We start from the raw sequence: 26,033 nt of genomic DNA on the forward strand, positions 1-26,033 counted from the left end.
GCGCGGCCGCACCCCGGCCACCCGCACCGGCCCAGCCGCTACGCGGGCGGCAGGGGCCGGAGCCCGTCCGGCAGCCGGATCGTCCCGGGCTCCCGGAAGGCCGTGCCGGGGGCCGCGTAGGCGCAGGCGAGGTGCAGGGTCGGCTCCCCCACCGGAACCACCTCGTGGAACCAGCCCGGCGGGACGTACAGCACGTCGCCCGCCGTCAGGTCGCCCTCCCAGTACAGCCCCGCCCGCACCTCGCGCAGACCCCGGTGATCGCCCGACTCCTCGCCGCGCGCGGCCGCCTGGAGGCCCTCCTTGTAGGCCGACGACTCCGGCCCCCGCACCGCCGGACGGGTCGGCCGGTAGACCCGCCAGTGCTTGCGCCCTTCGAGCTGCAGCACCAGGTTGTCGGTGTAGTCGTAGTGGAGCGCCAGGCCCTTGTTGTCGCTCCAGGCCGCGTAGGCGTTGATGTAGACGGCCCCGCCGGCGCTCGACAGCTCGGCCGCGACGGCGGCCAGCGGCGGATGGACCTCTTCGAGGGCCTCGACCCGCAGCGTCGCCCCCGGCAGCCGGGTGCGGAGGTCGGCGAGCGCCGTCGCACGCGGCGCCCGCCAGATCGACTCGCCGTTCGTCAGCACGCAGACCCGGCTGAGGCCAGGCCCGGGCAGGTCCAGCGCGTCCCGGATGGCCTCGCTCCCGGCGCCTTCGAAGCACGAGGTCGCGAGGATCCGCTCCAGGTCGCCCCAGGTCAGCAGGGCGGCGAGGCCGGGCACCGCGGCCCGGACCGGCTCCGCGCCGCGGATCGGCAGTCCGGCCGGGAACACCGGCAGCAGTGAGGTCACGCCATCCTCCGCATGATCGAGTCGACACAACTGGTGGTGTTGCGGCCGAAGAAGTCGGTGTAGCCGGTGTCCACGGCGTACTCCCCCGGGTGCGCCGCGTCGAAGGCGGCCAGCTGCTCCGCCTTGCCCACGCTGTCCTCGACCACGAGGTAGTCGCCCTCCCGCAGCCTCGGGTGGACGTACCCGAGGACCTCCGCCACCCCGACGTGGGCGTCCTCGAACACCAGCCGCGGCCCGGCCGCCAGCACGTCCGAGGCCAGCACCTCGCCGATCCTTCGGGCGTCCCCGACCACGAACTCCACCGCCGGGTGCGAGACTTCGACCGGCTTGAGGTCGAGCGAGACGATCCGGCACGGGAAGCCGATCGACGCGGCGAGGTCGGCCAGCCAGAGCGCGCTCGTCCCGGTGCCCGAGCCGATCTCCAGGATGGCGGCCGGCCGGAGCTCCTCCAGCAGCATGGTGGTGAGCGCGAAGTCGTAGACGCTCTTGAACAGGTGGCCGCCGCGCCAGCGCATCGGCTGCGCCGTCCCCTGGCTCATGATCAGGGTCTCGTCCGGGAGTTCGCTCCGGCGGTGCGGGTCGAGCCCCTCCCGCCGGACGCCCGCCCGGACCGTCCACGGCACGAACCGCCCCTCCCGCCGGTCCGCGAGGTGGTGCTCCAACCGCGCCCGCCACGCCGGGTCGTGCTCCTCCTCCTGCCGGATCACCCTCCGGTCGTAGTAGGTCGGGACACCCTGCTGGGTGTCCGCGACGCGGGCGTGCGTCTGCCGGATCAAGCGGTCGATCGTCATCAGCCCTCCAGGGCCTGGTCGATGAGGTGGATCCCGCGCTCCAGCACCCGTCGGCGCCAGCTCTGCGAGAGGGGTGCGAAGGCGTGCGAGAGCCGGTCCCGCGCCCACGCGGACGGCCGGTCCCCGCGCCCGCCCCAGAACCAGGCGCGATTCTCCTGGTGCAGCGCGGACAGCACGGCGGTCGAGGACACCGACCCGAACTCCGCCGCGCACAGGGTGTACCGGACGTCCGGCAGCAGGGCCTCGCACCACGGGCCCAGCCCGCCCTGCACCCGGTAGTGCCGGACCGCAGCCAGCGCCGGCCGGGCGTCCGGGCCGAACCTGGCGACCAGCTCGTCCGCCGCCGGGGTGCCCTGGAGGCGCGGCAGCAGCAGTTGCAGCTCTCCGCTGCGGCCCAGGCCGGTGTGGATGTCCAGGTGCAGCACCTCCGCCGCGCCCTTCGTCCACGCCGGGAGGGCCTCGCGGAGCAGCGGCTGGAGCGAGGCCGGCCCGGACCCGCCGTAGAACAGGCCGCGCTCGTTCTCGTACTGCCCGCCGCCGACGGCCTGCAGCAGGGGCCGGCGTCCCATCCGGGCCAGCGCCACGAGCGCCTTGGGCAGCAGCGGGTCCAGCCGGCTGGCCGGCCGTTCGGGGGCCAGCCAGCCGCCGACCCGGTCCCACTGCGGCGGCGCGCCCCGGTACGGCTCCCCGGCCGGCAGGAAGTTCCGGTTCAGGTCGATGTTGTCCTGCTCCACCCGGCGCTGCCAGGCGAAGCCGAACGGGTTGAGCAGGTGCACCATCACCAGCCGGGTGTCGCCGCCGCGGTACGCCTCCAGCCAGGCCCGCTGGATCGCGGAGCCGGCGACGCCCTCGACGCCGTGCAGGCCGGAGGAGACGACGACGCAGCGCCGGGCGTCGGCGGGGCCGATCAGGGCGACGTCGACCGAGAGCTGCTCGCCGCCCGGTCCCAGCCCGCCGTGCGGGATCCGGTGCAGTTCGCCGTGGCGTTCCGCGAGCGCACGGAACGCCCCGGCGGCCGACGGCCAGTCGTACAGCCAGGTCATAGGAGCTCCCGAAGCAGGGTGTCGAGGTCGTGGTCGGGCCGGACGCCGAGTTCGGCCAGGCGGCGCCGGCTCTCCGTGCTGTCGAGCCGGCCGCCGCGCGGCCCGAGCGGCCCGAGCGCTCCGGCTCCCAGCGAGCCGCGCAGGTGGTCCAGGTACCGCGCCAGGGGGTGCTCCGGTTGGTCGGCGACGGCCGACTCGACGCGCCGCAGCCACTCCTCGGGGGCGGCCGCGGTCAACGCCCCCGGCTCCGCCCCCGCCGCGGCCGCCAGCTCGGCGAGGGTCGGCGCGGCCTCCTGGTGGTGCCAGGTGCGCGGCGGCGTGCCCAGGGTCGCGGCGATCGCCGCGGCGGCCACCCGGCGCCGGACCACCGGCACGACGAGGTCCGCCGATTCCGGGTAAGCGCCGACCGCCAGGCAGCCCCGCACCAGGGCCCCGAAGTAGTCGTCGGCGCCCGGGCGGGCGTCGGGCACCAGGGCGACCCGGTGGACGTGGGCCCGGCCGCCTGCCGCCGCGAAGGACCTCACCAGGCTCTCCCCGACCCACTTGCTCTGTGCGTAGCCGGAGCGGCCCGGCGGGTCCGCGGGCGGGGGCGTGTCCTCCTGCAGCGCAGCCCGACCGTGCTCGCTGAAGACGGACAGGCTGGACACGTAGTGGAGTTCGGCCCCCCGGGCGCACAGGTCGAGCACCCGGCGGGTGCCCTCGACGTTCACCGGCGCCAGCGCGGCGTAGTCCTTCGCGAAGGAGACGTCGGCCGCCGCGTGCACCACCGTGCCAACGTGCTCCCGGGCGCCGCGGCCGAGCGAGTCCAGCCCGCCGGGCCAGGCGAACGCCCGGTCCGCGTGCGCCTCCAGGCCCTCCGCGCGCAGCACGGCGGCCAGCCGGGAGTCGGCGTCGCCCCGCAGGAGGCAGTGCACCTCGTGCCCGCGGTCCAGGAGTTCGGCCAGCAGGGCCGTTCCGAGTACTCCGGTGGCGCCGGTCAGCAGCACCGGGCCGGGCGAGGGCTCGGCGACCGCCCCGCGCCAGACCGCGTCGGCGCGGAGCCGGTCGGTCAGCGGCGCAGGCCGCGCGCCTGGATCGGCCCGGCCTGCGGGCCCGGCAGGATCCGCGGGTTCGGGCCGCAGGAGCGCGGAGAGGCCCCGGGGGGTCGGGTCCGCGAAGAACCGGCGGACCGGCACCCGCCGGCCGAGCTCCCGCTCGACCCGGCCGAGCAGCCTGATGGCGAGGACGCTGTCGCCGCCGAGGGCGAAGAAGTCGTCGTCCGGGCCGATCCCGTCCCGTTCCAGGACGGCACGGACCAGACCCAGCACCGCGTCCCCGACCGGGGTGCTCGCCACCGGGTCGGGCCCGGGATCCGGCTCGTGGTCGAGCGCCGGCCGGTCCACCTTCCCGTTGGCGGTGAGCGGGAGCGCCTCGATCAGCCGCAGCGTCCGCGGGACGTGGGCGTCCGGCAGCGACCGGGCCAGGTGGGCCCGCAGCTCGGCCCGGTCCAGCGTCGTCACCACGTGGGCGACCAGCTGCCGCTGTCCGGACCGGCCCTGCGGGGCGGTCACCGCGGCCTGGCGCACCTGCGGGTGCTCCAGCAGGACGGCCTCGATCTCGCCGAGCTCCACCCGGTGGCCGCGGACCTTCACCTGGCTGTCGCGCCGGCCGAGGAACTCGATCGTGCCGTCGGGGCGGTAGCGGCCCAGGTCCCCGGTGGCGTAGTACCGTTCGCCCGTCCCGGGGTGCCGCCAGAACGCGGCGCGGGTGCGGTCCTCGTCGCCCCGGTAGCCGAGGGCGACGCCGAGCCCGGAGAGGTGGATCTCGCCGGTGACCCAGTCCGGGCGCTCGTGGCGCCGGCCGTCGAGGACGTGCACGCCCTGGTTCCGCAGCGGGCGGCCGTACGGGACGCTGGCCCAGTCCGGGTCGTGCTCGCCGATCTCGTGGGCGATGGACCAGATCGAGGCCTCGGTGGCGCCGCCCAGGCTCACCACCCGGCAGCCGGGGGCGACGGCGCGCAGCCGGTCCGGCAGGGTGACCGGGATCCAGTCGCCGGAGAGCAGCACCAGGCGCAGCCCGGGCAGCCGTGTGCCGGTCGTCTCCAGGTGGCCGACCAGCATCTCCGCGAGGGCGGGGACGCTGTTCCACACCGTGATCCGCTCGCCGGTGAGCCGCTGCGTCCAGGCGGCCGGGTCGCGGGTGGAGTCCGGGTGGGCCACGGCGCCGCCGGCGAGCCAGCTGCCGAAGAGGTCGAACACCGACAGGTCGAAGTGGAGCCCGGAGACCCCGAGGACGCGGTCCCCGTCCAGCCCGAAGCGGTCGCACAGGTCCGCGATGGTGTTCGTGGCGCCGGCGTGTGTGATCTCGACGCCCTTGGGCTCCCCGGTGGATCCGGAGGTGAAGAGGACGTAGGCGAGGTCCTGCGGGCCCACCGGGACGTCCGGCAGCTCGCAGCGCCCCCACCGGTCGCCGTCGTCCAGGGCGACTGCGCGCAGGCCCGCTCCCCAGTCGCCCGGTGCGACGGCCAGTTCGGCGCCGGCGGTCCGCAGGACGGCGTCGATCCGACGCTGCGGCCAGGCCGGGTCCACCGGGACGAACGCGCCGCCCGCGGCGAGCACGCCGAGTGCGGCCGCGGCCTGCCGCCAGCCGTGGCGCGACTCGACCGCCACCGTGTCGCCGACCCGCAGCCCGGCGGCGACCAGGCGTGCGGCCACCGCCGATGCGGCCGAGGCGAGTTGACGCCTCGTCAGGACCTCTCCGTCGGGGGCCACCAGGGCCGGGGCGTCCGAGTCCGGGCGGCCGAGCAGGGTCTCGTGGAGCAGGGCCGGGCCGGTGCGCGTCCAGCGGGCGCCCTGGGCCGCGGGCCGCAGCCGCGCCTGTTCGGCGGGGACCTCGGGGGCGGGTGCCCGCCAGCCGTCCTCCGGCAGCGTGCGCAGGGTCGCCTCGAAGGCGGCCATCATCGCCTCGACCACGCCGGGCCGGAACAGGCCGTCCACGAAGTCCCAGGTGCTGACCAGTTCGCCGGCGTCCTCCCGCACCTTGTGGTCCAGCCACACCTGTGAGGTCTGGGTGAGCGCGTACACCACCTCGCCGAGGCTGCCGCGGGCCGGTACGTCGAGGCCGAGCGTGCTGGTGAAGACGACGGGGAAGGTGTGCGGCCGGCCGAGCCGCCGCAGTGCGCGCACGCAGCGGACGGCGTCGCGCGCCCGCCCGTCGAGCGCCTCCCAGAGCCGGCGCTGCACGCCGGTCGCGAACGTGCCCAGGTCCGCCGCCGGGGCCGCCCGGACGAGTCGGGCGCTGGTGAAGTCGCCGACCACGCGGTCCACTTCGGGGTGCAGCGGGGGCCGGTCGAAGAAGGTCACGCTGATCGCGAAGTCCGGGTCCTCCGCCCAGGCGCCGAGGATCCAGGCGTAGACCGCGAGCAGGGTGCCGGCCGGGGTGAGGCCGTGGGCCGCGCCGGCCTCCCGGACGGCGCGCCAGGTGTCGGCGTCCAGCCGCAGCTCGCGGCGGTCGAAGCGGACGGTGTCGAGCCCGGCCTGGTCGACCGCCAGGGGCAGCAGCGGGCCGGCCGGGAACGTCGGCGCCAGTTCGGCGAACGCGGCGTCGTCGGCGGTCCGGTCCTCGGCCGCCAGGGCCAGCGCCAGGTCGCGGTAGCTCGGCCCGGGCGGGGGCAGCGGCCGGTCCTCCAGGAGCGCGGTCAGCTCGCGGGCGAGGAGGTAGACGCTGTGCGCGTCGGCGACGAGGGCCGGCACGCTGAGGTGGATCCGGGTGCGCTCCCGCAGCCGGGACATCCAGACCCGCACCAGCGGCCAGTCGGCCGGGTCCTGCCGGTGGTGCGAGCGGGCCTCGCGGCGGGCCCGCAGTCCGGCATCGGGGGCGTCGCCGAGGTCCTCCACGAGGATCGGGAACTCGCCGGGGTCGGTGATCACCCGCTGGGTGCCGTCCGGCTCGAACACCGCGCGCAGCATGGCGTGGCGGGCCACCAGGGTGCGGATCGCGGCCGCCACGCGCTCGGCCGGGATCCCGGTGTCGATCTCCACGTAGCCCTGGGTGCCGACGCTGCCGAGCTCCAGGTCGTCCCGGCCGCCCACCCAGTAGGCCTGTTGGAGCTCGGTGAGCGGGAACGGCTCGGCGGCGGCCGCGGGGTCGGGCACCAGCACCGCGGCCGTGGCCGGGGCGGGTTCGGCGCCCCGCAGCGCCGCCTCCAGGGTGGCCACGGTGGGGTGGTCGAAGAGGGTGCGCAGCGGCACCCGGACGCCCAGTTCGTCCTCGATCCGGCGGCAGAGCGCGATGGCCAGCAGCGAGTGTCCGCCGAGGGTGAAGAAGTCGGCGTCGGCGTCGGGCACCGGCGTGCCCAGCACCTCCTCCCAGACCGCCGCGAGCCGGAGCTGGACCGGGCCGGTGAACGCGCCGGCGGGCAGCGGCGCCCAGCCGGTGGCGGCGAGGGCGGCGCGGTCGAGCTTTCCGTGCCGGGTCAGCGGCAGTTCGGGCAGCAGGATCCAGCGAGAGGGCAGCAGGTGGGCCGGGAGGGCGGCCGCCAGTTCGTCGGACCAGGCCCGGGCCCGCGCCTGGTCCGCCTGGGCGGCCCGGTCGCAGCCGGCGGCCGGGACGATCCAGGCCTCCAGGGTGTCGTCCTGGTGTCGGCAGGCGGCCGCGCGGACGCCGTCCAGGGCGTGGAGCGCCGTCTCGATCTCGCCGAGCCGGACCCGGTGGCCGCGGACCTTGATCTGGTCGTCGGAGCGGCCGAGGTAGACCGTCCGGCCGTCCGGGAGCAGCCGGGCGAGGTCGCCGGTGCGGTAGCCGTCGGCGGTGAAGGACGGGTGTCCCGGATCGCCGAGGTAGCCGGCGGCCAGTCCGGCGCCGGTGAGCACGAGCTCGCCCGGCTCGCCGACGGCGGCGCAGGCGCCGGTCGCGGGGTCGCGGATCCAGGCGCCGGTACCGGTGATCGGGCGGCCGATCGTCGGTTCCGCGGGTTCGGTGTACTCCTCGAAGAAGGCGTTGGAGGTGCTCTCGGTCGGGCCGTAGAGGTTGCACACCCGGTCGACCCGGTCGAGGAGGGCGGGCAGCAGGTCGGGCGCCAGCACCTCCCCGCCGAGGTTGACGGTGCGTACGGTGGCGGGGAGCGGGCCGGCGCCCAGCAGGGCCCGGAGGGCGGAGGGCACGGTGTAGACGAGGCTGACCGGGGCCGGCGGCGGGCCGTCCAGCAGGGCGGTCAGGTCGTCGACGACCACCACCGAGCCCGGGCCGGCCAGCGGCACGTAGAGGCCGAACACCGACATGTCGAAGCGGATGGGGGCGGTCAGCAGCGCACCGCTCAACTCCGCGTCGGAGTAGGCCGTGCGGGCCCAGCCGATGAGGGCGCGGACGCTGTCGTGGCCGACGGCGACCGGCTTGGGCACCCCGGTCGACCCGGAGGTGAAGATCACGTAGGCGAGGTGGCGGCCGGACGGCTGCTCCGTGCGGGGCGGGCCGCTCTGGTCTGGTGCCAGCCGGGGCACCTCCACCTCCGTGTCGGCCACCGCGAGTGCCACGTCGGCCAGTCGGAGCTCCAGTCGGCGCCGGGCCGCGGGGGTGCGCGGGTCGAGCGGGACGGCGGTGCAGTCGGCCCACAGGATGCCGTAGAGGGCGACCAGCATGTCCGTTCCCGGCCGCACCTGGACGCCCACCCGGGTGCCGGCCGGTACCCGCGAGCGGATCGCGCCGGCCAACCGCTGTGCGGCGTCCAGCAGTTCGGCCCGGGTGAGGCTGCCGTCCGGTCCGCTGACGGCCACCGCGTCCGGCGCCTCGGCGGCGTGCCCGGCGAACGCGGCCAGCAGGTGCGGGCCGGCCGAGTACCGCGGCCGGCCGGCCTCGATCCGGGCCGGCGGCCGAGCCTGCGGGCCTGCCAGCAGGGCGTCCAGGGCGGTCCGCAGGCCGTGCACCAGCCGCTCGGCCTCGGCCTCGCGGATCAGTCCGGCGTCCACCTCCAGCTGGAGCGAGAGGCCGTCCGGGTGCTCGGTCGCCACCAGCGTGAGCGGGAAGCGCGCCCGCCCGCCCGGCAGGTCGATCCTGGTCCAGCGCACCGGGCCGCCGGAGCTCACCTCGGGCAGGTTCTGGTGCAGCAGCGCCGCGTCCAGCAGCGGATCGGCGCCGGCCTGCCGTGCCCGCCCGTGCCGGGCCGCCAGCCGGGCGTACGGCACCGCGTGGTGCTCCAGCGTCTGCCGGACCTGTCGGCGCAGTCCGCTCAGGCCGCTCAGCCCGCCGTCCGCGCCCAGCCGGGCGCGGAACGGCAGCAGGTTCACCAACGGGCCGACGACGCCTTCGAGTTCGGGCCGGTCGCGGTTGGCGTGGTGCAGGCCGATCAGCAGGTCGTCCTGCCCGGACACCGCACCGAGCGCCTGGGCGAAGGCGGTCAGCACCACCTCGAACGCGGTCGAGCCGGAGCCCCGGCACAGGGCCCGCAGCGCGGCCGCGTCCGCGCCGTCGAACGGCACCGGGTGGACGGCGCGCCGGCCGTCCGGTACGCCGCCGCCCAGGCGCGGGCGCGGCGGCAGGTCGCGCAGGGCGGCGTCCCACCAGTCCTCCTGGTGCTTCAGCTCGCCGCGCTCCTCGCGCGCGGCCTGCCAGGCCGCCCAGTCGCCGGCTTGCAGCGGGGCCGGGCCGGACAGGCCGTTCAGCAGTTCGCCGGCCAGCACCACCGTGGAGCTGCCGTCGGCGACGGCGTGGTGGCAGGCGAGTAGCAGCACCCGGTGCCCGCCGGTCACCTCGAAGAGCACCGCCCGCACCAGCGGGGCCTTGGTGAGGTCCACGCCCTCGTCCAGGATCCGCCGGGCCTGGCGCAGCGCCTCGGCCTCGTCGGCCACCGGCCGCACCTCCAGGTCGACGGTGGCGTCCTGCTCCACCACCTGCACCACCCGACCGCGCCGCTCCTGGAGCGAGGTGCGCAGGGCCTCGTGCCGGGCGGCCACCTGCCGGAGCCGCTCCCGCAGCTCGGCCGGGTCGAGTGCGCCCTCCAGGCGGACCAGGGTGGGGATCATCCACGTCCCCGGTGTGTCGGAGAGCTGGTCGAGCACCCACAGCTGCGTCTGGAGCGGGGCGGCCGGGAGTTCGGCGGAGCGCGGTCCCGAGCGCCGCACCGGCGCCTCGACCAGCTCGCCCAGGAGTTCGACGCCCGCCAGCACCTTGTCCTCCGGTACCCCGAAGTCGATCAGGCAGGCGACCTCGTCGGCGCCGGCCTCGGCCAGCTCGGCCAGCCGCTCGCGGCACCGGTCGAGGTCGCCGACCAGCCCGCCGGAGCGCACCATCCGCTCGGCGGACCGCCGCGCCAGCGCCGTCACGTCGGCCTCGGCGGGCCGCAACCCGCGATCCTCACCGCGCGCGTGGGCCTGTTGCAGCACCAGGTTGCGGCGCGCGTAGGCCGTGTAGGCCTCGGTCGCGCACTCGCGAGCCTCCTGGTCGCGGGCGCCGACCAGGGTGTGGGTCATCACCGTGACCCGGCCGCCGCCACCGCCGGCCCGGCGGTAGCGCGCCGCCCGCTCGGCGAGTTCGTCCAGCGACTTGTAGTTGAGGTTGGTCAGGACGTGGTGCCCGGCGGCGCCCGCGAGTTCGAAGGTCTCCGCGGACTGCGCGGTGAGCCAGAGCGGTAGCCGGCCCTGGACCGGTCGCGGCCAGGTGCGGACGGTCAGGATCTCGCCGTCCGGGCCGGGGAGCTCCACCTGCTCGCCCGACCAGAGCCGGCCCAGCAGGTCGATCCGCTCGGCCAGCCGCTCCCTGCGGTCGTGGTAGGCGTCCGGGGCCAGCACGAAGTCCCGCTGGTGCCAGCCGGAGGCGATGGCCAGGTCCACCCGGCCGCCGGAGAGCTGGTCCACCACCGCCCACTCCTCGGCGACCCGGACGGGGTCGTGCAGCGGCAGCACCACGCTGCCGGCCCGGAGCCTGATCCGGCGGGTGCGGGCGGCCAGGAAGGCCGCGAGCACGGACGGGTTCGGGTAGACGCCGCCGAACTCGTCGAAGTGCCGTTCCGGGGTCCAGACCGCCTCCAGGCCGAGCTCGTCGGCGCGGACGGACGCCTCCAGCATCAGCCGGTAGGCGGCGGCCGGGTCCTCGGCCCGGCCGGCGAAGAAGAACAGGCTCAGGCCCGGCCACCGGCGGGCCGGCACGGCGGCCCGGTCGGGGCCGTCCGAGCGCCAGTCCCGCCGGGCCCGCGGGATCGGGCCGGCGGTCGCCGCGCCGGGGGCGGCCGCCAGCGCGGCGGCGAGGGCGCGGGCGGCGGGGTGCTCGAAGAGCAGCTGGAGCGGGACCCGGCGGGACAGCCGGGCCTCCAGGCGGCCCGCGATCCGCAGCGCGTCGAGGGAGTGGGCGCCGAGTTCGAACAGGGCCCGGTCGGGATCCACCGGGGATCCGACCACCTCCGCGAAGACGGCGAGCACCGTCTCCAGCACCGGCTCCAGCACCGGCTCCAACGCAGGTTCCAGCACCGGCTCCGGCTCCCGGGCCTGCACCGACACGGCGGACGGCTCCAGGGCGGGCTCCGCCGACCCGATGGCCGGCCCGGACCGCAGGGCGGCGCGGTCGACCTTGCCGTTCGCGAGCAGCGGCAGCCGGTCCAGGCAGTCGACCCGGCGCGGGAGGAACCCGGCCGGCAGCCGGGCCGCCAGCTCGCGCAGCAGCACGCCCGGGTCGAGCGTGCCGGGCGTCACCCAGGCGTGCAGCCGCACCTCGGCCCCGTCGCCCACCGCGAGCACCTCGGCCGCCGCCACCCCGGGCAGGGCGGCCAGCACGGCGCGCACCTCGCCCGGCTCCACCCGCACGGCGCCGATCTGCACCTGGTCGTCCCGGCGCCCCAGCACCTCGATGCAGCCGGACGGCCGGCGGCGGCCGAGGTCGCCGGTGGCGTAGCTGCGGCCCGCGGCCGTCTCGCGGAACGCCCCGGTGTCCTCGCCGAGGTAGCCGCGTGCGACCGCGTCGCTCGCCAGGACGATCTCGCCCCGGGCCCAGGGCGCGTCGTCGCGCCGCCCCTCGGCGTCGACGATCCAGGCCTCGGTGTCGGCCACCGGCAGGCCGGCCGGCACCGGGGCCGTGCGGGTGCCGCGGTCGGCGAACCACTGCAGCCCGGTGCTGCTCTCGCTCGGCCCGTAGCCGTTCACCAGGACGCAGCCGGCGGGGGCGGCGGCCTCGAAGAGGTCGAGGTCGGAGGGCAGCAGGCCCTCGCCGCCCAGCACCACCAGCCTGATCCCGGCGGGCAGCCGCTCCTCGGCCAGCAGCCGGAACAGGCTCGGCGTGGTGTGCAGGACGGTGGCGCGGGGCAGGATCCGCTCCCGCAGCTCCCGCAGGCCGTGGCGCCTGGGCGAGCCGAGGAGCAGTGTGGCGCCGACGGTCGCCGCCGCGAAGATGTCCATCACGGCGGCGTCGTAGGCGAAGGACGCGGTCATGCAGAGCCGGTCGCCCGGCCGCAGCCCGATGGCGGCGGCGTACCGCCGGGCGTGCGCGTACACCCCGGCGTGGGTCTGGACGACCGCCTTGGGGCGGCCCGTCGAGCCGGAGGTGTGGAGCAGGTAGGCGGTGGTGTCGGGCGCCGGCGGCGCGAGGTCCGCCGGGCCGGACGGCGCGTCCGCCGGCCTCGGGTCGACGGTCCGGGCGCCGGCGTGGGCGATCCGTTCCCGCCGGCGCGGGTCGGTGCCCTCCAGCGGTACGTAGGGCCGTCCGGCCAGGACGCAGCCGAGGATCCTGGCCACCGTCCGCGGGTCGGTGTCGCCGACCAGGGCGACGGGGCCGGGCTCCTCGGCCGCGACCGCGACCGCGCGGGCGAACTCCCGCGCGGTCGCCAGGACCCGCTCGGCGCTCCAGCCCTCGTCGCCGTCGTCCACGGCCGGGCCGGCGGCCAGGATCGCCTCGGCCAGGCTGTCGGCGTCCGGGGGCGCCGTGTGCACGCGGGCCCGCAGCCGCTGCTGGGTCAGCCGCTCCCGGCGGCCGAGCAGTTCGGCGGGCTCCTGGTCCATGCCCTCGGCGAGGTCGACCAGCCAGGCCGCCAGCCGCTCGCCCAGGGCGTCGAGCGCCGCGTCGGTGAGGCCTCCGGGCGGCGCGGCCAGCCGGAGTTCGATCCGCTCGCCGGGTACCACGGCCACCACCAGCGGGACGTCCGCCTGTTCGTGGACGGTGACGGCCCGGACGGCCAGCGGGGAGTCCTCGATCACCGCGCGGTCGAGCGGGTAGTTCTCGACCACCAGCACCGACTCGACCGGGCCGAGCCCGGTGGAGCGCGCGACCTCGTCGAGGGCCTGCCAGCCGTGCCGCCGGTCGAGGGCCAGCTCGCCCTGGAGCCGGGTGAGGAAGGCGTGGACCGTCTCGCCCGCGGCGAAGCGCACCCGGCAGGGGACGGTGTTGACGAGCATGCCGACGATCCGGTCGGCGCCGGGCAGGTCGGCGGGGCGGCCCGACACCAGGGAGGTGAAGGTGACGTCCTGGAGGCCCCCGGGCTCCGCCAGGCAGGCCGCCCAGGCGGCCGCCGCCAGCGTGCCCAGGGTGACCGCGCGGGGGCGGCACAGCTCCCGGACCAGCTCGGACTCCTCGGCGCCCAGCAGGATCCGGCGCTCTCCGCCGCCGCCCCCGCGCTCGCCGGCGACCGGGGCCGTGGCCGCACCCGCGAGCCGGGCGCTCCAGTGGGCGCGGGCGGGCTCCGGGTCGGCGGCCCGCAGCCAGCGGACGAAGTGCGAGAACGGCACCGCCGGCGCGGCGGGATCGGCCCGCCCGTCGAGCGCCGCCCGGTACCCCTGGTCGATCTCGGTCAGGATCCGGCCCAGGCTCCAGCCGTCCAGCAACAGGTGGTGGAAGGTCCACACCAGGACGGCGGAGTGCGGCAGCAGTACCAGGACCAGGCGGAACAGCGGCGGACGGGTGAGGTCGAAGCCGCGGGCGCGTTCGGCGGCGGCGAGCGCGTCGAGGTCGGCCTCACGGCCGTCGCGCCAGTCCTCGACCCGCCACGGCAGCGCCGCCTCGGCGTGCACGACCTGCTGCGGCTCGGAGAGGCCGGCGTGGTGGAACGAGCTGCGCAGCACCGGGTGGCGCCGCGTCAGTTCGGCCCACGCCCGGTGGAGCGCGTCCGGGTCGGGCACCGCCCCCAGGGCGATCCGCAGCTGTTCGACGTACGCCCCGGAGCCCGGCTCCAGTACCGCGCGCACCAGCATGGCCTGCTGCAGCGGGGCAAGCGCGTGAATGTCCTGAATCCTAGTCATCTGTCTTCTCCAGGCCGGCCAGCAGCCGCTGTAGTTCCTGATCGTCGAGCCCGCTGTCGGGGAAGTCGTGGGTGCTGGCGGCGGCCCGGCCGGTGGTGGCCAGCAGCTGTGTCAGCGCCTCGTCCAGTGCGGCCAGCCAGCTCTCGCCGTCGCCGCGGTGGCCGAGTTCCACCTGCAGCACGCCGTCGCGGTGGAAGAGCGTGCAGCGCCGTTCGTTGGGGCGGGGGAGGTCCGCCGAGCGCAGCGGGAGCCCGGCCGCCCGGACCAGTTCGAACCGGTCGGAGGCCTGGTCGTCCAGGCGGCCGAGCGGGTTGACGGCGAGGGCGGTGGAGCCGCCGGAGGCCGCGTGGGCGGCGCCCAGCGCGAGGCCGCCCTCGGGCATCGCCCGGAGCAGGCCCTTGACCTGGACGAGGACCTCGGCCGGCGTCCCCGGCCGCAGGGCGAGCGGCACCAGGGTGGTGAGCCAGCCGACGGTGCGGTTGAGGTCGACGCCCCGCAGGCTGCGGCCGTGGCGCTCCAGCTCCACCGACCAGTGCCCGGTGGAGGCGCCGTCGGCCCAGGCCGCGGCGGCGAGCAGCAGCTCCTCCCGGGTGCAGCGCAGGGTGCGCAGGGCCGCCGCCGTCTCCTCCTCGCCGGCCTTCGGGAAGGCCCTGGTGGTGACGAGGGCCTCGCCCTCGGTGCCCGCCGCGGGCGCCTGTGCCACACCGGGCAGCGCGGGGGCGGGCAGGGCGGCCACCGCGTGGCACCAGGCGGCGTACCCGGTGGCCTCCGGCGCCGGCTCCGGCCGCTCGCCCGCCTCCAGCGCGTCCAGCGCCTGTTCGAGGTCGGCGACCAGGACCCGCCAGGACTGCGCGTCGACGATCCAGTGGTGGGCGCAGAGCACGAGGCGTCCGGGGAGCAGGGTGGCGCGCAGCAGCGGCCCGTCCGGCGGGAACCCCCGGCAGGCGTCCGCGACGCTCCCGCCCTGCTCGACCAGGTGCCCGCCGCCGGTCTCCGCGCCGAGGGTCGAGGCGAGCACCGGGTGCGCCGCCACCACCGCGGCCAGCGCCCGGTCCAGCGCCCCGGCGTCGAGCGGCCGGAGCAGCCGCAGGACGACCGCCTGGTTGAAGTGCCCGGGCAGGCCCCTGGCCGTCAGCCAGGTCCGCATCGGTCCGGGCGGTGTGGGCCCCTCGGGCAGCGGCTGTTGCGGCTCGGCGGGGGCGAGTTCGGCGCCGATGCCGCCGAAGGTGGCGTCCCGGGCGATCGCCGCGACCGGCAGCCTCCAGCCGGCCCGGGAGACCTGCGCGCACAGGCGCAGCCAGGTCACCGAGTCGCCCCCGGCCATGAAGAAGTTGTCCTCCGGGCCGGTCGGCGGGGCGCCCAGCAGTTCGGTCCAGGCCTTGGCGAGCACCTCGGAGTCGGTGGGGAGCGCGGCGCGCACCGCCGGTTCCGCGGGTGCCCGCGGCAGCAGGGCGGCCCGGTCGACCTTGCCGTTGGCGGAGAGCGGGAGCGTGTCCAGCAGCCGCCAGGCGTACGGCACCATGTACGGCGGCAGCCGGTCGGACAGGCCCCGGTGCAGCTCCTCCTCGGTCGGGCCGCCGGGGGCCACCACGAAGCCCACCAGTCGGCGGTCCCGCTGCGGGTCGCCGACGGCGAGGACCACCGCCCTTTCCACGCCGGGCAGTTGCTCCACCGTGTGCTCGATCTCCCCCAGTTCGACCCGGTAGCCGCGGATCTTCACCTGGGAGTCGTCCCGGCCGAGGATCTCGATGGAGCCGTCGGGCAGCCGGCGCCCGAGGTCGCCGGTGCGGTAGCGGCGCACCGCGTCGTGGACGGGGAACCGTTCTGCGGTGCGGGCCTCGTCCTGCCAGTACCCGTCGGCGAGGCCGCGTCCGCCGATGAAGAGCGCGCCGGTGACGTGGACGGGGCACGGGCGGAGGTGTTCGTCGAGCACCTCGAAGGTCTGGTTGGTCAGCGGCCGGCCGTAGGGGATGCTCGACCAGGCGGGGTCGACCTTCTCGATCCGGTGGGCGATCGACCAGATCGAGGCCTCGGTGGCGCCGCCGAGCGACCACTGCCGGGCCTCGGGCGCGATGCCGCGCAGCCGGTCCGGGAGCTGGAGCGGTATCCAGTCGCCGGAGAGCATGACGGTGCGCAGCGCGGGGAGCGGGACGGCCGGGTCGGCCTCCCAGGTGTCGACCAGCATGCCCATGATCGAGGGCACCGAGTTCCACAGTCGCACCTGGTGGGTGTGCGCCGTGGCGGCCCAGTCGCGCGGGTCCGCGCGGTCGCCCGGGTAGACGACCGCCGCGCCGATCCGCCAGCTGCCGAAGAGGTCCCAGACCGACAGGTCGAACGCGAACGGGGAGACCGCGAGCACCCGGTCCCGGTCGGTGAGGTCCATCCGGTCCGCGATGTCGGCGAGGGTGTTCACCGCCGCCTCGTGGCGGATGACGACGCCCTTGGGGCGGCCGGTGGTACCGGAGGTGTAGATCAGGTAGGCGGTGTCGGCCGGCGCCGGCAGCCGGCGGGCGCGGCCGGCGGGCAGGGTCTCGAAGGCGATCGCGCCGGGGCGGGCGCCGTCGAGGTCCAGCACGCAGTCCGGCAGCGCGTCTTCGAGGATCCTGTCGACGCGCTCGGCGGGCTGTGCGGTGTCGACCGGGATGTAGGCCGCGCCGGCGAGCACGATGCCCAGGGCGGCGACGGCCTGGCGCCGGCCGTGCGGCAGCAGGACGGCCACCCGGCCGCCGGCCGGCACGCCCCGGGCGAGCACGGCGGCGGCGACCCGCTCGGCCTCCTCGACCAGCTGGGCGTAGGTCAGGGAGCGGTCGGTGTCGACCACCGCGAGGGCGCCGGGCGTCCGGGCGAGCGTCGCCAGCACGCCGTCCGCCAGGGTCTGCGCGAGCACCGGGCCGTCGGTCGCGTTCGCCTCGTCGATCAGTCGGCGCTGGTCCTCGGGCAGCAGCTCGGGGGCGGGCGTGCGCCAGGATCCGCCGGCCAGCTCGGCCAGCAGGGCGGTCCACGCCCCGAACATGCCGTCCAGCACCTCCGGCCGGAACATCTCCTCCACCGCGTCCCAGTTGAAGTGCAGTTCGCCGCGGTGCTCGTACACCTGGAGGTCCAGCCACACCTGCGGCGTCTGGGAGATGCCGTCGACCAGCTCGCCGAGCCAGGCCCAGTCGAAGGCGCGGCCGAACCCGGGGGCGGTCAGGGCGCTGGTGAACACCACGGGCAGGCCCGTCGCGTCGAGCCGCCCGGACCGGCGGGCCGACTCGCGGGCGAGGTCCACGCCGGAGACGGAGCCGTGTGCCAGCTCCTGCCAGAGCCGGGCCTGGACGTCGCGGGCGTGCCCCTGGAAGTCGTCCCACCGGCAGTCCATCGCGTGCGGCAGCACGGACGTGAAGTCGCCGAGGATGCGGTTCACGTCGGGGTGGACCGGCAGCCGGCGGAACACGGTGACGTTCAGCGCCAGCCGGTCCTGGGCCCCCCAGCGCGCGAGCACCCAGCCGAAGGCGGCCAGCAGCGCGGCCGACGGGGTGACGCCGCTGTCGGCGGCCCGCTGCCGGAACGCGGACCAGGCCGTGTCGTCCAGCCGGCCCTGGCGGCGGACGAAGCGCGAGCCGGTGCGCTGGGCCAGCGGCAGCCGGGGGGCCTCCGGCAGGCTCTCCAGCTCGCCCCGCCACCACTCCAGGTCGGCGTCCTTGACGACGGTGTCCACGCTGAGCACGTAGTCGCGGAAGGTCAGCCCGAGCTCCGGCAGCTCCTCCCCGGGCCGCTCGTAGAGCTCCCTGAGCTCGTCCACCAGGACCACCCGCGACCAGGCGTCGCACACCCAGGCGTCGATCCCGACGTGGAGCCGGACCTCGTCCGGGAGCAGGCTGGCCCGGACCTCGATCAGCGGCCACTCCTCCAGCGGGCGCACCCGGTGGCCGAGCTCCTCCCGCCACCGCCGCAGACCGGCCTCGGGGTCGGTCGGCGGGTCGGCCGGCGAATCGGTCAGTGGGTCGGCCAGCGGATCGGCCCGCGGGCGCAGGTCCTGGACCCGGATCCGGAACGGCGGCGTCTGCGCCAGCACGTACTGCCGTCCGTCCTCGGTGGCGACGGTGCGCAGCGACGGGTGCCGCTCCACGAGCCGTTGGAAGGCCTGCTCCAGCCGCTCCAGGTCGAGGCCGGCGGGGCAGCGCAACTCCCGGTAGGTCTGGGCGGCCGCGCCGCCGAGCTCCAGGAAGTCCCGTCGCCCGACCCAGTACGCCTCCTGGACCCTGGTCATCGGGAACGGCTGGTGGGCTTCGTCCGGCGCGCGGACCAGCTCGGGCAGGTCCGCCCCGGCCGGGCCGGAGGCCGAGGGCAGCCGGCGGACCAGTTCGCGCGGGGTCCGGGCGGCCAGGACGTCGGCGAGCGGGACGTCGCGGCCGAGCTCGCGGGCGAGCGCGGCCACCAGTTCGAGGGCCTTGAGCGAGTGGCCGCCGTGGACTAAGAAGTCGGCGTGCACGTCGAGTTCCGGCTCGCCGAGGACGGCCCGCCAGACCGTGAGCACGGCGGCCTCCAGCGCGTCCGCCGGCGGTTCAGCGGCGGCGGGCGCCGCGGGGCCGGGCGCGGGCAGGGAGCGCAGGTCGACCTTGCCGTTGGGGTGGACGGGCAGCCGCTCGCAGGCCACGGCGAGCTCGGGGACGAGGGCCCGGGGCAGCCGGTCGGCCAGGTCCGCGCGCAGGTCGTCCCAGCCCCGGTCGGCGGCGAACCAGGCGACCAGGCGGTGGTCCCCGTCCTCCCCCGGTTCGGCCCGGACGGCGGCCTGCCGGACTCCGGGCAGGCCGCCGAGGAGGTCCGCGACCTCCTGCGGGTCGACGGCCACGCCGTGGACCTTCACCTGGCGGTCGCCGCGTCCGAGGATCTCCAGCGTCCCGTCGAGCCGGGCCCGGCCCAGGTCGCCGGTGCGGTAGACGGTCTCCCCGCTGCCGAACCGGTCCCGGACGAACCGCTCCGCCTGGGCCTGCGGCGCGTTGGCGTACCCCCTGGTCGCGAAGGGCGTCCTGATCACGATCTCCCCGGACTCGCCCAGGCCGCACGCGGCGCCGGCCCGGTTGACCAGCGTGACCGCGGTCTGCGGCAGCGGCCGTCCGATCGGCTGCACGCCCAGCGGCGGCCGCTGCGGCACCCGGTGGAACACCTTGGTCTGGGTGGTCTCGGAGGGGCCGTAGAAGTTCAGCACCTCGTAGTCGCCGGGGAAGTGCCGCCGGAACCGCTCCACCAGCGCGCCGCTCAGCGGCTCGCCGGCCAGGAAGACGCTGCGCAGCGCGGGCAGCGGGGTGGGCTCCGCGGTCGCCAGCCAGGACCGGGCCAGCGTCGGCACCAGGTGCAGCCTGGTCACTGCGCGGGCGGCGAGCAGCGGCACCACGTGGTCGCCGCCGACCCGCTCCGGGTCCTCCAGCAGGTGCAGGACCCCGCCGGTGCCGAGCGGCAGCCAGAGGTCGCGCAGCGCCATGTCGAAGGCCAGGTTGGTGAGCAGCACGAAGCGGTCCCCGCCGTCGACGGCGAACTCCCGCCGCTGCCACTCCAGGAAGTGGCCGAGGCCGCGGTGCGTCCCGACGATCGCCTTGGGCGCGCTCGTCGTCCCGGTGCTGAAGACGACGTACGCGGGCGCGCCGGGGTCGACCGCCACGGCCCGGCCGGGCCGGGTGCCGATGTCCAGCACCCGCCCGAGCGCGGCGTCCCGGGCGTCCCGGCCCTGGGCGCGGAGCACCAGCGCGGCTCCGGACTCCCGCACCATGGTGCTCAGCCGTCCGGCCGGGAGCCGCCGGTCCAGGTGCAGCACGGCGCCGCCGGCGAGCATGGTGCCCAGCGCGGCGGCGACGGTGTCGAAGCCGGCGCTGCCGAGCACGCCGACCACGTCGCCGGGGCGCAGGCCCGCCTCCTGGAGCGTGCCCGCCGCCGCCAGGGCCCGGGCCTGCAGCTCTCCGTACGTCCAGGTCGACGCGCCGCGGCGCAGGGCGGTGCGGTCCGGGTCGACGGCCATCACCGACGCGGGCACCGAGGGGACGTCGGGCCGGGTCGACGGCGCCGTCAGCAGGGGGAGTTCCCGCTCGGCCCGGGCGGTGCGCAGGGACCAGCCCAGACACGGGGTGTCGGCCGCGGCGAGCAGGGCGTCCAGGGCGAGCTGCACCTGGTCGGCCAGCTCCTCGGCGGTCTCGTCGCCCAAGTAGGAGCGCCGGCGCAGCAGGTGCAGCCGCAGACCGCCGTCCTCCACCGCGGTGATCGTGAGCGGGGCCTTGGCCTGCGGCGGGCAGCTGTCCAGCGAGGTGCCGTGCACGGTGAGGGCGCCGACCCGCTCGGGTACGTGCAGGTGGTCGAAAACCACGTCGACCTGGGCCTGGTCCCCGGGCAGGCCGAGTCGGCCCGGCAGGGCCTCCAGCGGGACGGACGAGTGCCCGCGCAGCTCCTGGAGCTCCGCGGTCAGCCGGCGCACCAGTTCGGTGCCGGTGACGCCGTCGGGCAGCCGCGCCACCGCGCGCTGCACGGAGACCAGGCAGCCGACGGTGCGCGTCCACGGCGGGGTGCGGTTGGCGAAGGGGATGCCGACGACGACCTCCTGCTGGCCGCTCAGTCGGGCGAGGACGACCGTGACCGCGGCCAGCACCAGCACGGCGGGGGTGGTGTCGAGTTCGCGCGCCAGCCGGCCGAGGGCCTCGGCGCCGTGCAGGCGGCGGGAGGTCAGGGCGGCCTCGGCGCCGCCCGGTTCGGCCCAGGGCAGGGCGGTGCGGCCGGCGGAGAGCCGGTCGCGCCAGAAGTCCAGGTCGGCGCCGTCGTCACCGGCGGCCAGCGCCTCGCGCTGGGCCTGCGCCCAGGCGAGTGCGGACGGCGGGGCCGGCGGCAGCGGGCGGCCGGCCAGCAGTGCGTCCAGCTCCTCCAGGAGCACCCGGATCGACCAGCCGTCGACCACCCGGTGGTCCCAGGCCAGCTCCAGCCGGTCCCCGCGGAGTTCCGCCGTGAACGGGTGCCCCGCCTCCGGGTCGGGCCGCCCCGCCGGGGCGCTCCACGCCGTCCGGTGCTGGCGGCCGTGCTCGTCGGGGCCGGCCGTCGCGAGCCCGGGGTGACGGCGCACCAGCTCGGCCAGGGCCAGCTCGACGTCCGCGCCGGTCGGCACGCCCACGGTGATCCGGACCGCGGGCTGCGCGTCCGGGGACAGCTGGGAGAGCAGCCAGAGGCCCTCCTGCTGGAGCGAGAGCGGCGCGCTGTCCGGCTCGGGCGGGGCCGCGGCGCCCCGGGGGGCCGTCCCGATCAGCCCGGCCTGGGCGCGTAAGGTGCCGGCCGCGAGCAGTTCGGCCGGCGTGAGCCGCACGCCGAAGCGGTCGGCCACGCGCACCGACAGCTCCACGGCCAGGACGCTGGCCCCGCCGGCGGCGAAGAAGCTCTCGTCGGCGGAGCGGACCTCCGCGCCCAGCAGGTCCCGCCACAGCTCCGCCAGGGCCTCCTCGACCGGGCCGTCGAGACCCGCGCCCCGGGGTGCCGCACCGCCAGGGCCCGCGCTGCTCGCGGCCGCTCCCGGTGCGGCCGCGTCCACCGTCCACCGGTGGCGGACCGGCAGCTCCCCCGCCGCCCAGGCGTCCCGGCAGGCGGAGCGCTGGAGCTTGCCGCTGGTGGTCCGGGGCAGGGCGCGGCCGCGGACCACCAGCACCTCGTCGGGTTCGAGGGCGAGCCGCTCGCGGAAGGCCCGGCGGACCGGCTCGACGGCCTCCCCGGCGGCCCGGCGCACCTCCACCGCGACCACCATCCGCTCCCGGCCGTCGCCGCCCGGCGCGGCGAAGGCGCAGGCGGCCAGCACCCCCTCCGCGCCGGCCGCGATCTCCTCCAGGTCGGACGCGTGGTGGTTCTCGCCGCGCAGGATCACCACGTCCTTGGACCGGCCGCGGACGTACAGTTCGCCGTCCCGCAGCTCGCCCAGGTCACCGGTGCGCAGCCAGCCGCCGCGTCCGTCGGCCGTGCGCGCGTCGAACGACCCGTCCCCGGGCCGGCCGTGGTAGCCCCCGGCCACGCTGGGGCCGCGCACCCAGATCTCCCCGACGCCGTCGACCGGTGCGCCGTCGCCGTCGACGATCACGACCTCCTCCAGCGGGCGGCCGCAGCTCACCCCGGCCGCACCCGTCCGGGGGGCCGTGCCGACCGCGTGGGAGGCGACCAGCAGCGTGGACTCGGCGAGCCCGTAGCAGGGCGTCAGCGCCTCGGCCCGGAATCCGTGGCCGGCGAACGCGTCCGCGAACCGCTCCAGCGTGCGGGGCGAGATCGGCTCGGACCCGGTGAAGGCCACCCGCCAGCGGCTCAGGTCGACGCCGGCCAGCCGCGCCGGGTCCACCCGGTCGGCGCTCCAGGCGTACCCGAAGTCCGGCCCGCCGCTGGTCGTGACGCCGAAGTCGGAGACGGCCCGCAGCCAGCTCCCGGGCCGGCGCACGAAGTGCTCGGGGGCCATCAGCACGGTGTGCAGGCCCATCCGGAGCGGGTGCAGCAGCGTGCCCACCAGGCCCATGTCGTGGAAGAGCGGCAGCCAGCCCGCGACCACGTCGGTGTGCCGCTGGTCGAAGGCCCGCTCGATCGCGGAGAGGTTCGCCTCCAGGTTGGCCGTGCTCACCCGGACGCCCTTGGGGGCGGAGGTCGACCCCGAGGTGTACTGGAGTACCGCGAGGTCGGCGGGCTCCACCCGGAGGTCGGGCTCGCCCGCCAGGTCGGGCACCGCCGCGTCCGCGAGGTCGAGCCGGCTGAGGACCAGCCCGCACCCGGCGTCCGCGACGATGCCGCGCAGCCGGTTCCTGGTCCGGGTGCCCTGGTCCGCGGGGGCGGGCACCGCGACCCGGCCGGCCAGCAGGACGCCGATCAGCGCGGCGACCAGCTCCGGACCGGTCGGCAGGGCGACCAGGACCGGGTCGCCGGGCGCGGTGCGGCCGCGGACCTGTCGCGCCACACTGCCGGCCCGGTCCATCAGTTGACGGCGGGTCAGGGTGAGCGGTCCGGTGTCCGGCGACAGGAGGGTGGCCGCAGGCGCGTCCGGTGCCTGCTCGGCCAGGGCGACAGCCCGGTGGAGGAACGTCACGACAGTCTCCCAAGACAGGTGCGGGTGATCCGGTCGGCCACGGCCGGCACGTCGAGGACGGCCAGGTGCCCGCCCGGATGGCGGTGGAAGGCGGTGGCGCCGCGGGTGAGGGCGGCCCAGCCGCGCCATCCGTCCTCGTCGAGCGGGTCGTCCACTCCCACGAACACGTCGAACGGGATGTCCAGCGGCGGACCGGTCGGCGCCCGCACGCTCGCCGCCAGGGCCAGGTCGCCGCGCAGCGCGGGCAGGAAGAGCGCGAGCGCGCCCGGGTGGTCCAGGACCTCCGGCGGGACGCCGCCCCAGAGCCGGGAGGCCGCCCGGGCCAGCTCGGCGTCCCCCAGCGCCAGCAGGTCGTCGTAGCTGCGCGGGGTGCCGGGCGCCGTCTCCCCCGAGAGGACGAGCGCCCGCGCGGCGCCGGGCACCGCGGCGCACAGGCCGTGCGCCAGCGTGGCCCCCAGGCTGTGGCCCAGCACCACCAGGGGCATCGCGGGCAGCGACCGCAGGGCCCCGGCCAGGGCGTCGACCGCGTCCGCCGCCGACGCCGGCGCGGGCTCGGCCAGCCGGTTCTCCCGCCCTGGCAGCCTGGCCACCCGCACCTCCACGTCGGCGGGCAGGCCGGCGGCCCAGCGGAACCACACGGCCGTGCCGCTGCCCGCGTGCGGGAGGATCACCAGCCGCCTGGTCGCCCCGGGCCGGTCCGCGGCGGGCAGCCAGAGGTCCGGGTTCATCCGACGGCCCGGATCGTCCGGCGTCCGTCCAGCGGCCAGCCCGCCCGCAGACGGCTCGCCTCCAGCACGTCCCGGGCGACCAGCCGCCAGGCCTCGGCGCGCGGCACCCGGGCGATCGCCAGCCGCTCTCGCATCCGCTCGGTCTCGAAGGCCAGGACGTCCGGCGGCAGCGGCACCCCGCCGGGGTCGATGACGCGGACGGCGCCGTTCGTGTCCCGGCCGGTCAGCAGCCGGCCCGCGTTGTACCTGCTCGGCGAGAACGGCACGTCCAGCACGCCGGTGGCGAACGCATCCTCGACGCAGCCCCCGACGTCCCCCGGGCGCAGTGCGAGCACCGCCTCCAGCAGGTGCCGGGCGGTCCGCTCGATCCGGTGCGCCTCCATCCCGTCGAGGGATCCCTGGTCCGCGGCGGCCAGCTCCAGGCCGGCGGCCGCCAGGGCCAGTCCGCGCGCGTTGTCGCGGACGTCGGGGATCCGCAGCGCCTCGGCCGGGGTCTTCACCACCACCCGGTCCGCCCGGGCGAGCGCCGCCGTCCGGGCCGACTCCCGGATCAGCTGCTCGGCCTCCTCCCGGTCGGCCGGAAAGGCCCCCATGAACTGGTGGAACACGGTGGCGACCCGCACGCGGCCGCCCCGCCCCAGGTACTCCCGCCCGAGCCGTCCCATCACCTCGACGGCCGCCACGTCCTGGGCGCGGCTGCCCTGTTCCGCGTAGGCCAGCGACACCGAGCGCACCCCGGCCCCGACCGCGAGCAGGCCCTCCAGGATGTTGGTGCAGATCGCGAGCGCCGGGGGGATCAGGGTGGCGGTCAGGGTGCCGAAGAACTCGCGGTCGAGCACCACCCCGAGCTCCGCGTACCGGGCGGTGAGCTCGTCCACGTAGCGCCAGCGCGCCAGCGACACCGCGAGCGGGAGCTCCGCGTAGTACGGGATGTTGTAGCAGATCGGACCACCCTCGAAGGCCGTCACGCCGCCCGCGTAGCTCACCTCCGCCAGCAGCCGCGGATCGCGTGCGCTGTGGCGGGTCTGCAGCGGCACCGGGCAGGCCGCGCTGATCCTGCGCAGCGTGTCCACCCCGTGGTTGACGACCGGGAACCCGTTGAGCGCGCCGCCGTCCCGGGCGACCTGCTCGACCTCGGCGTAGCGCCCGTCCCGGGTCAGCGAGTCGACCTGGAAGGACAGCACCTCCGCGCCCGCCGCGTGCAGGTCGGCGAAGAGCTCCTGCTGGTCGCCGCTGCCGCGCACCCCCGAGCGCGGGTGCAGCAGCGTCCGGGCCGCGCCGCCCTGCAGCAGGGCGAGTGAGGGCCGCGCGGCGAGCACCTCGGCGTTGGCCTCAATGTCGCGCGCACCGGCGCCCGTCGGCCACTGGGCGAGGACCTCCGCCCGGCCCGCCGGGTCCGGGCCCGTACCGCGCCCCGGGCGGGGCGGGGGCACCGGAGGGGCCGACGGGCGCGGGGTACATCGGGCCCGGCCGGCGAGGTCCTCGGCCAGTGCGGCGACCACCTCGTCGGTGTCGACGAAGCCGCCGTACACCCGCGCGAACCCGCGGGCCAGCAGCTCCCCGGTACGCCCGGCGACCGCCGGGAGCCCGCCCAGGTACCAGAGGCACCCTCCCGGCAGGGCCCCGACCTCGCGCAGGTAGTACTCCGCGTGCCCGTCCATGTTGGAGATCAGCACCGCGTCGCAGTCGTCCGCCATCGCGGCGAAGCGCGCGAAGTCGTTCTGGATGCCGAGGTCGACCACCCGGAAGCCGGCCGCCTCCAGCGCGTTGCGGAGCACGAAGAGGCCCACCGAGTGGGAGTCAGCGCCCAACCCGCCGAGCACCAGCGTCGCGCCCTGGGCCGTGCCCTTGACCGTCTCCTTGACCGCGCCCTGCAGCGCGCCGTGCACCGTGCTCTGAACCGTGCCTTGTCGAGCCACTTCAGACACTCGCCTCTCATCGTCAAGACTCGTTGCTGTCCGTGCACGGTGCGCTGCGCACCGTTTCGTTCCGCGCTGTTCTGTTCGGTTTCGCCCTGCTCTGCTCTTCCTGGCTTCGCTTCCTGGCTTCGCTTCGCCGGGCGCCGGCTTTGTTTTCGCGCCGCCCGGTGCGTCGGGCGGCGGGCCGGAATACACGGCACAGGGCCCGCGTGGGAATTCGGATTCGGGCGTGCGGGAGCGGCGAATTCGACGGCGGTGGAACCCGTGCCGAATTCACGACGGAATCGCGGGGGAATGCATGCGAAACGGCGGAGACCTGCCGATCACACTGGCATGGAATCGGCTGCGGCGGCGCAGCCGTGATCGCGCGCCGGCGGCAGACGGAATGCGTCGGCGGCGGGATCCCCGTATCCGCGGAAAGGGATGACCCGGGGATTTCCCGAGCAGCGGCGCCGGGCAGGTCGGGATCCGGGCCGAG

7 protein-coding genes are annotated in these 26,033 nt (G+C 76.8%); all 7 read right to left on the bottom strand.

What is annotated here, in order from left to right:
• Positions 1-38 precede the first annotated feature (38 nt).
• Genes ACGFZP_RS26815 through ACGFZP_RS26845 form a run of 7 tightly spaced genes read right to left on the bottom strand, consistent with a single transcriptional unit; the run spans position 39 to position 25,564 of the window.
• Positions 39-827: a JmjC domain-containing protein gene (locus ACGFZP_RS26815; RefSeq protein ID WP_392937771.1), complete on the bottom strand. Its 789-nt coding sequence runs from the start codon at positions 825-827 to the stop codon at positions 39-41.
• Positions 824-1,618 carry a CmcI family methyltransferase gene (locus ACGFZP_RS26820; protein WP_392937774.1) on the bottom strand — a complete coding sequence of 265 codons (795 nt, stop codon included), beginning with the start codon at positions 1,616-1,618 and terminating at the stop codon, positions 824-826. Before ACGFZP_RS26820 ends, ACGFZP_RS26815 begins: the two co-directional genes overlap by 4 nt.
• Positions 1,618-2,661, bottom strand: coding sequence for a DUF2817 domain-containing protein (locus tag ACGFZP_RS26825; protein WP_392937777.1), 1,044 nt, complete (start codon positions 2,659-2,661; stop codon positions 1,618-1,620). Before ACGFZP_RS26825 ends, ACGFZP_RS26820 begins: the two co-directional genes overlap by 1 nt.
• Entirely contained in the window at positions 2,658-13,850 is an 11,193-nt protein-coding gene (locus ACGFZP_RS26830) for an amino acid adenylation domain-containing protein (RefSeq protein WP_392937779.1), read from the bottom strand. Before ACGFZP_RS26830 ends, ACGFZP_RS26825 begins: the two co-directional genes overlap by 4 nt.
• On the bottom strand, positions 13,843-22,908 hold the full coding sequence (locus ACGFZP_RS26835; RefSeq protein WP_392937781.1) for an amino acid adenylation domain-containing protein: 9,066 nt from the start codon (positions 22,906-22,908) through the stop codon (positions 13,843-13,845). The genes ACGFZP_RS26830 and ACGFZP_RS26835 overlap by 8 nt, the downstream gene beginning before the upstream one ends.
• Positions 22,905-23,636, bottom strand: a complete 732-nt coding sequence (locus tag ACGFZP_RS26840; protein ID WP_392937784.1) for a thioesterase II family protein — start codon at positions 23,634-23,636, stop codon at positions 22,905-22,907. Before ACGFZP_RS26840 ends, ACGFZP_RS26835 begins: the two co-directional genes overlap by 4 nt.
• Positions 23,633-25,564 (bottom strand): hypothetical protein, encoded by a 1,932-nt coding sequence (locus ACGFZP_RS26845; protein ID WP_392937786.1) that lies wholly within the window; start codon positions 25,562-25,564, stop codon positions 23,633-23,635. Before ACGFZP_RS26845 ends, ACGFZP_RS26840 begins: the two co-directional genes overlap by 4 nt.
• Positions 25,565-26,033 lie beyond the last annotated feature (469 nt).

The organism is Kitasatospora sp. NPDC048239 (genome assembly GCF_043202015.1).
Lineage (GTDB): Bacteria > Actinomycetota > Actinomycetes > Streptomycetales > Streptomycetaceae > Kitasatospora.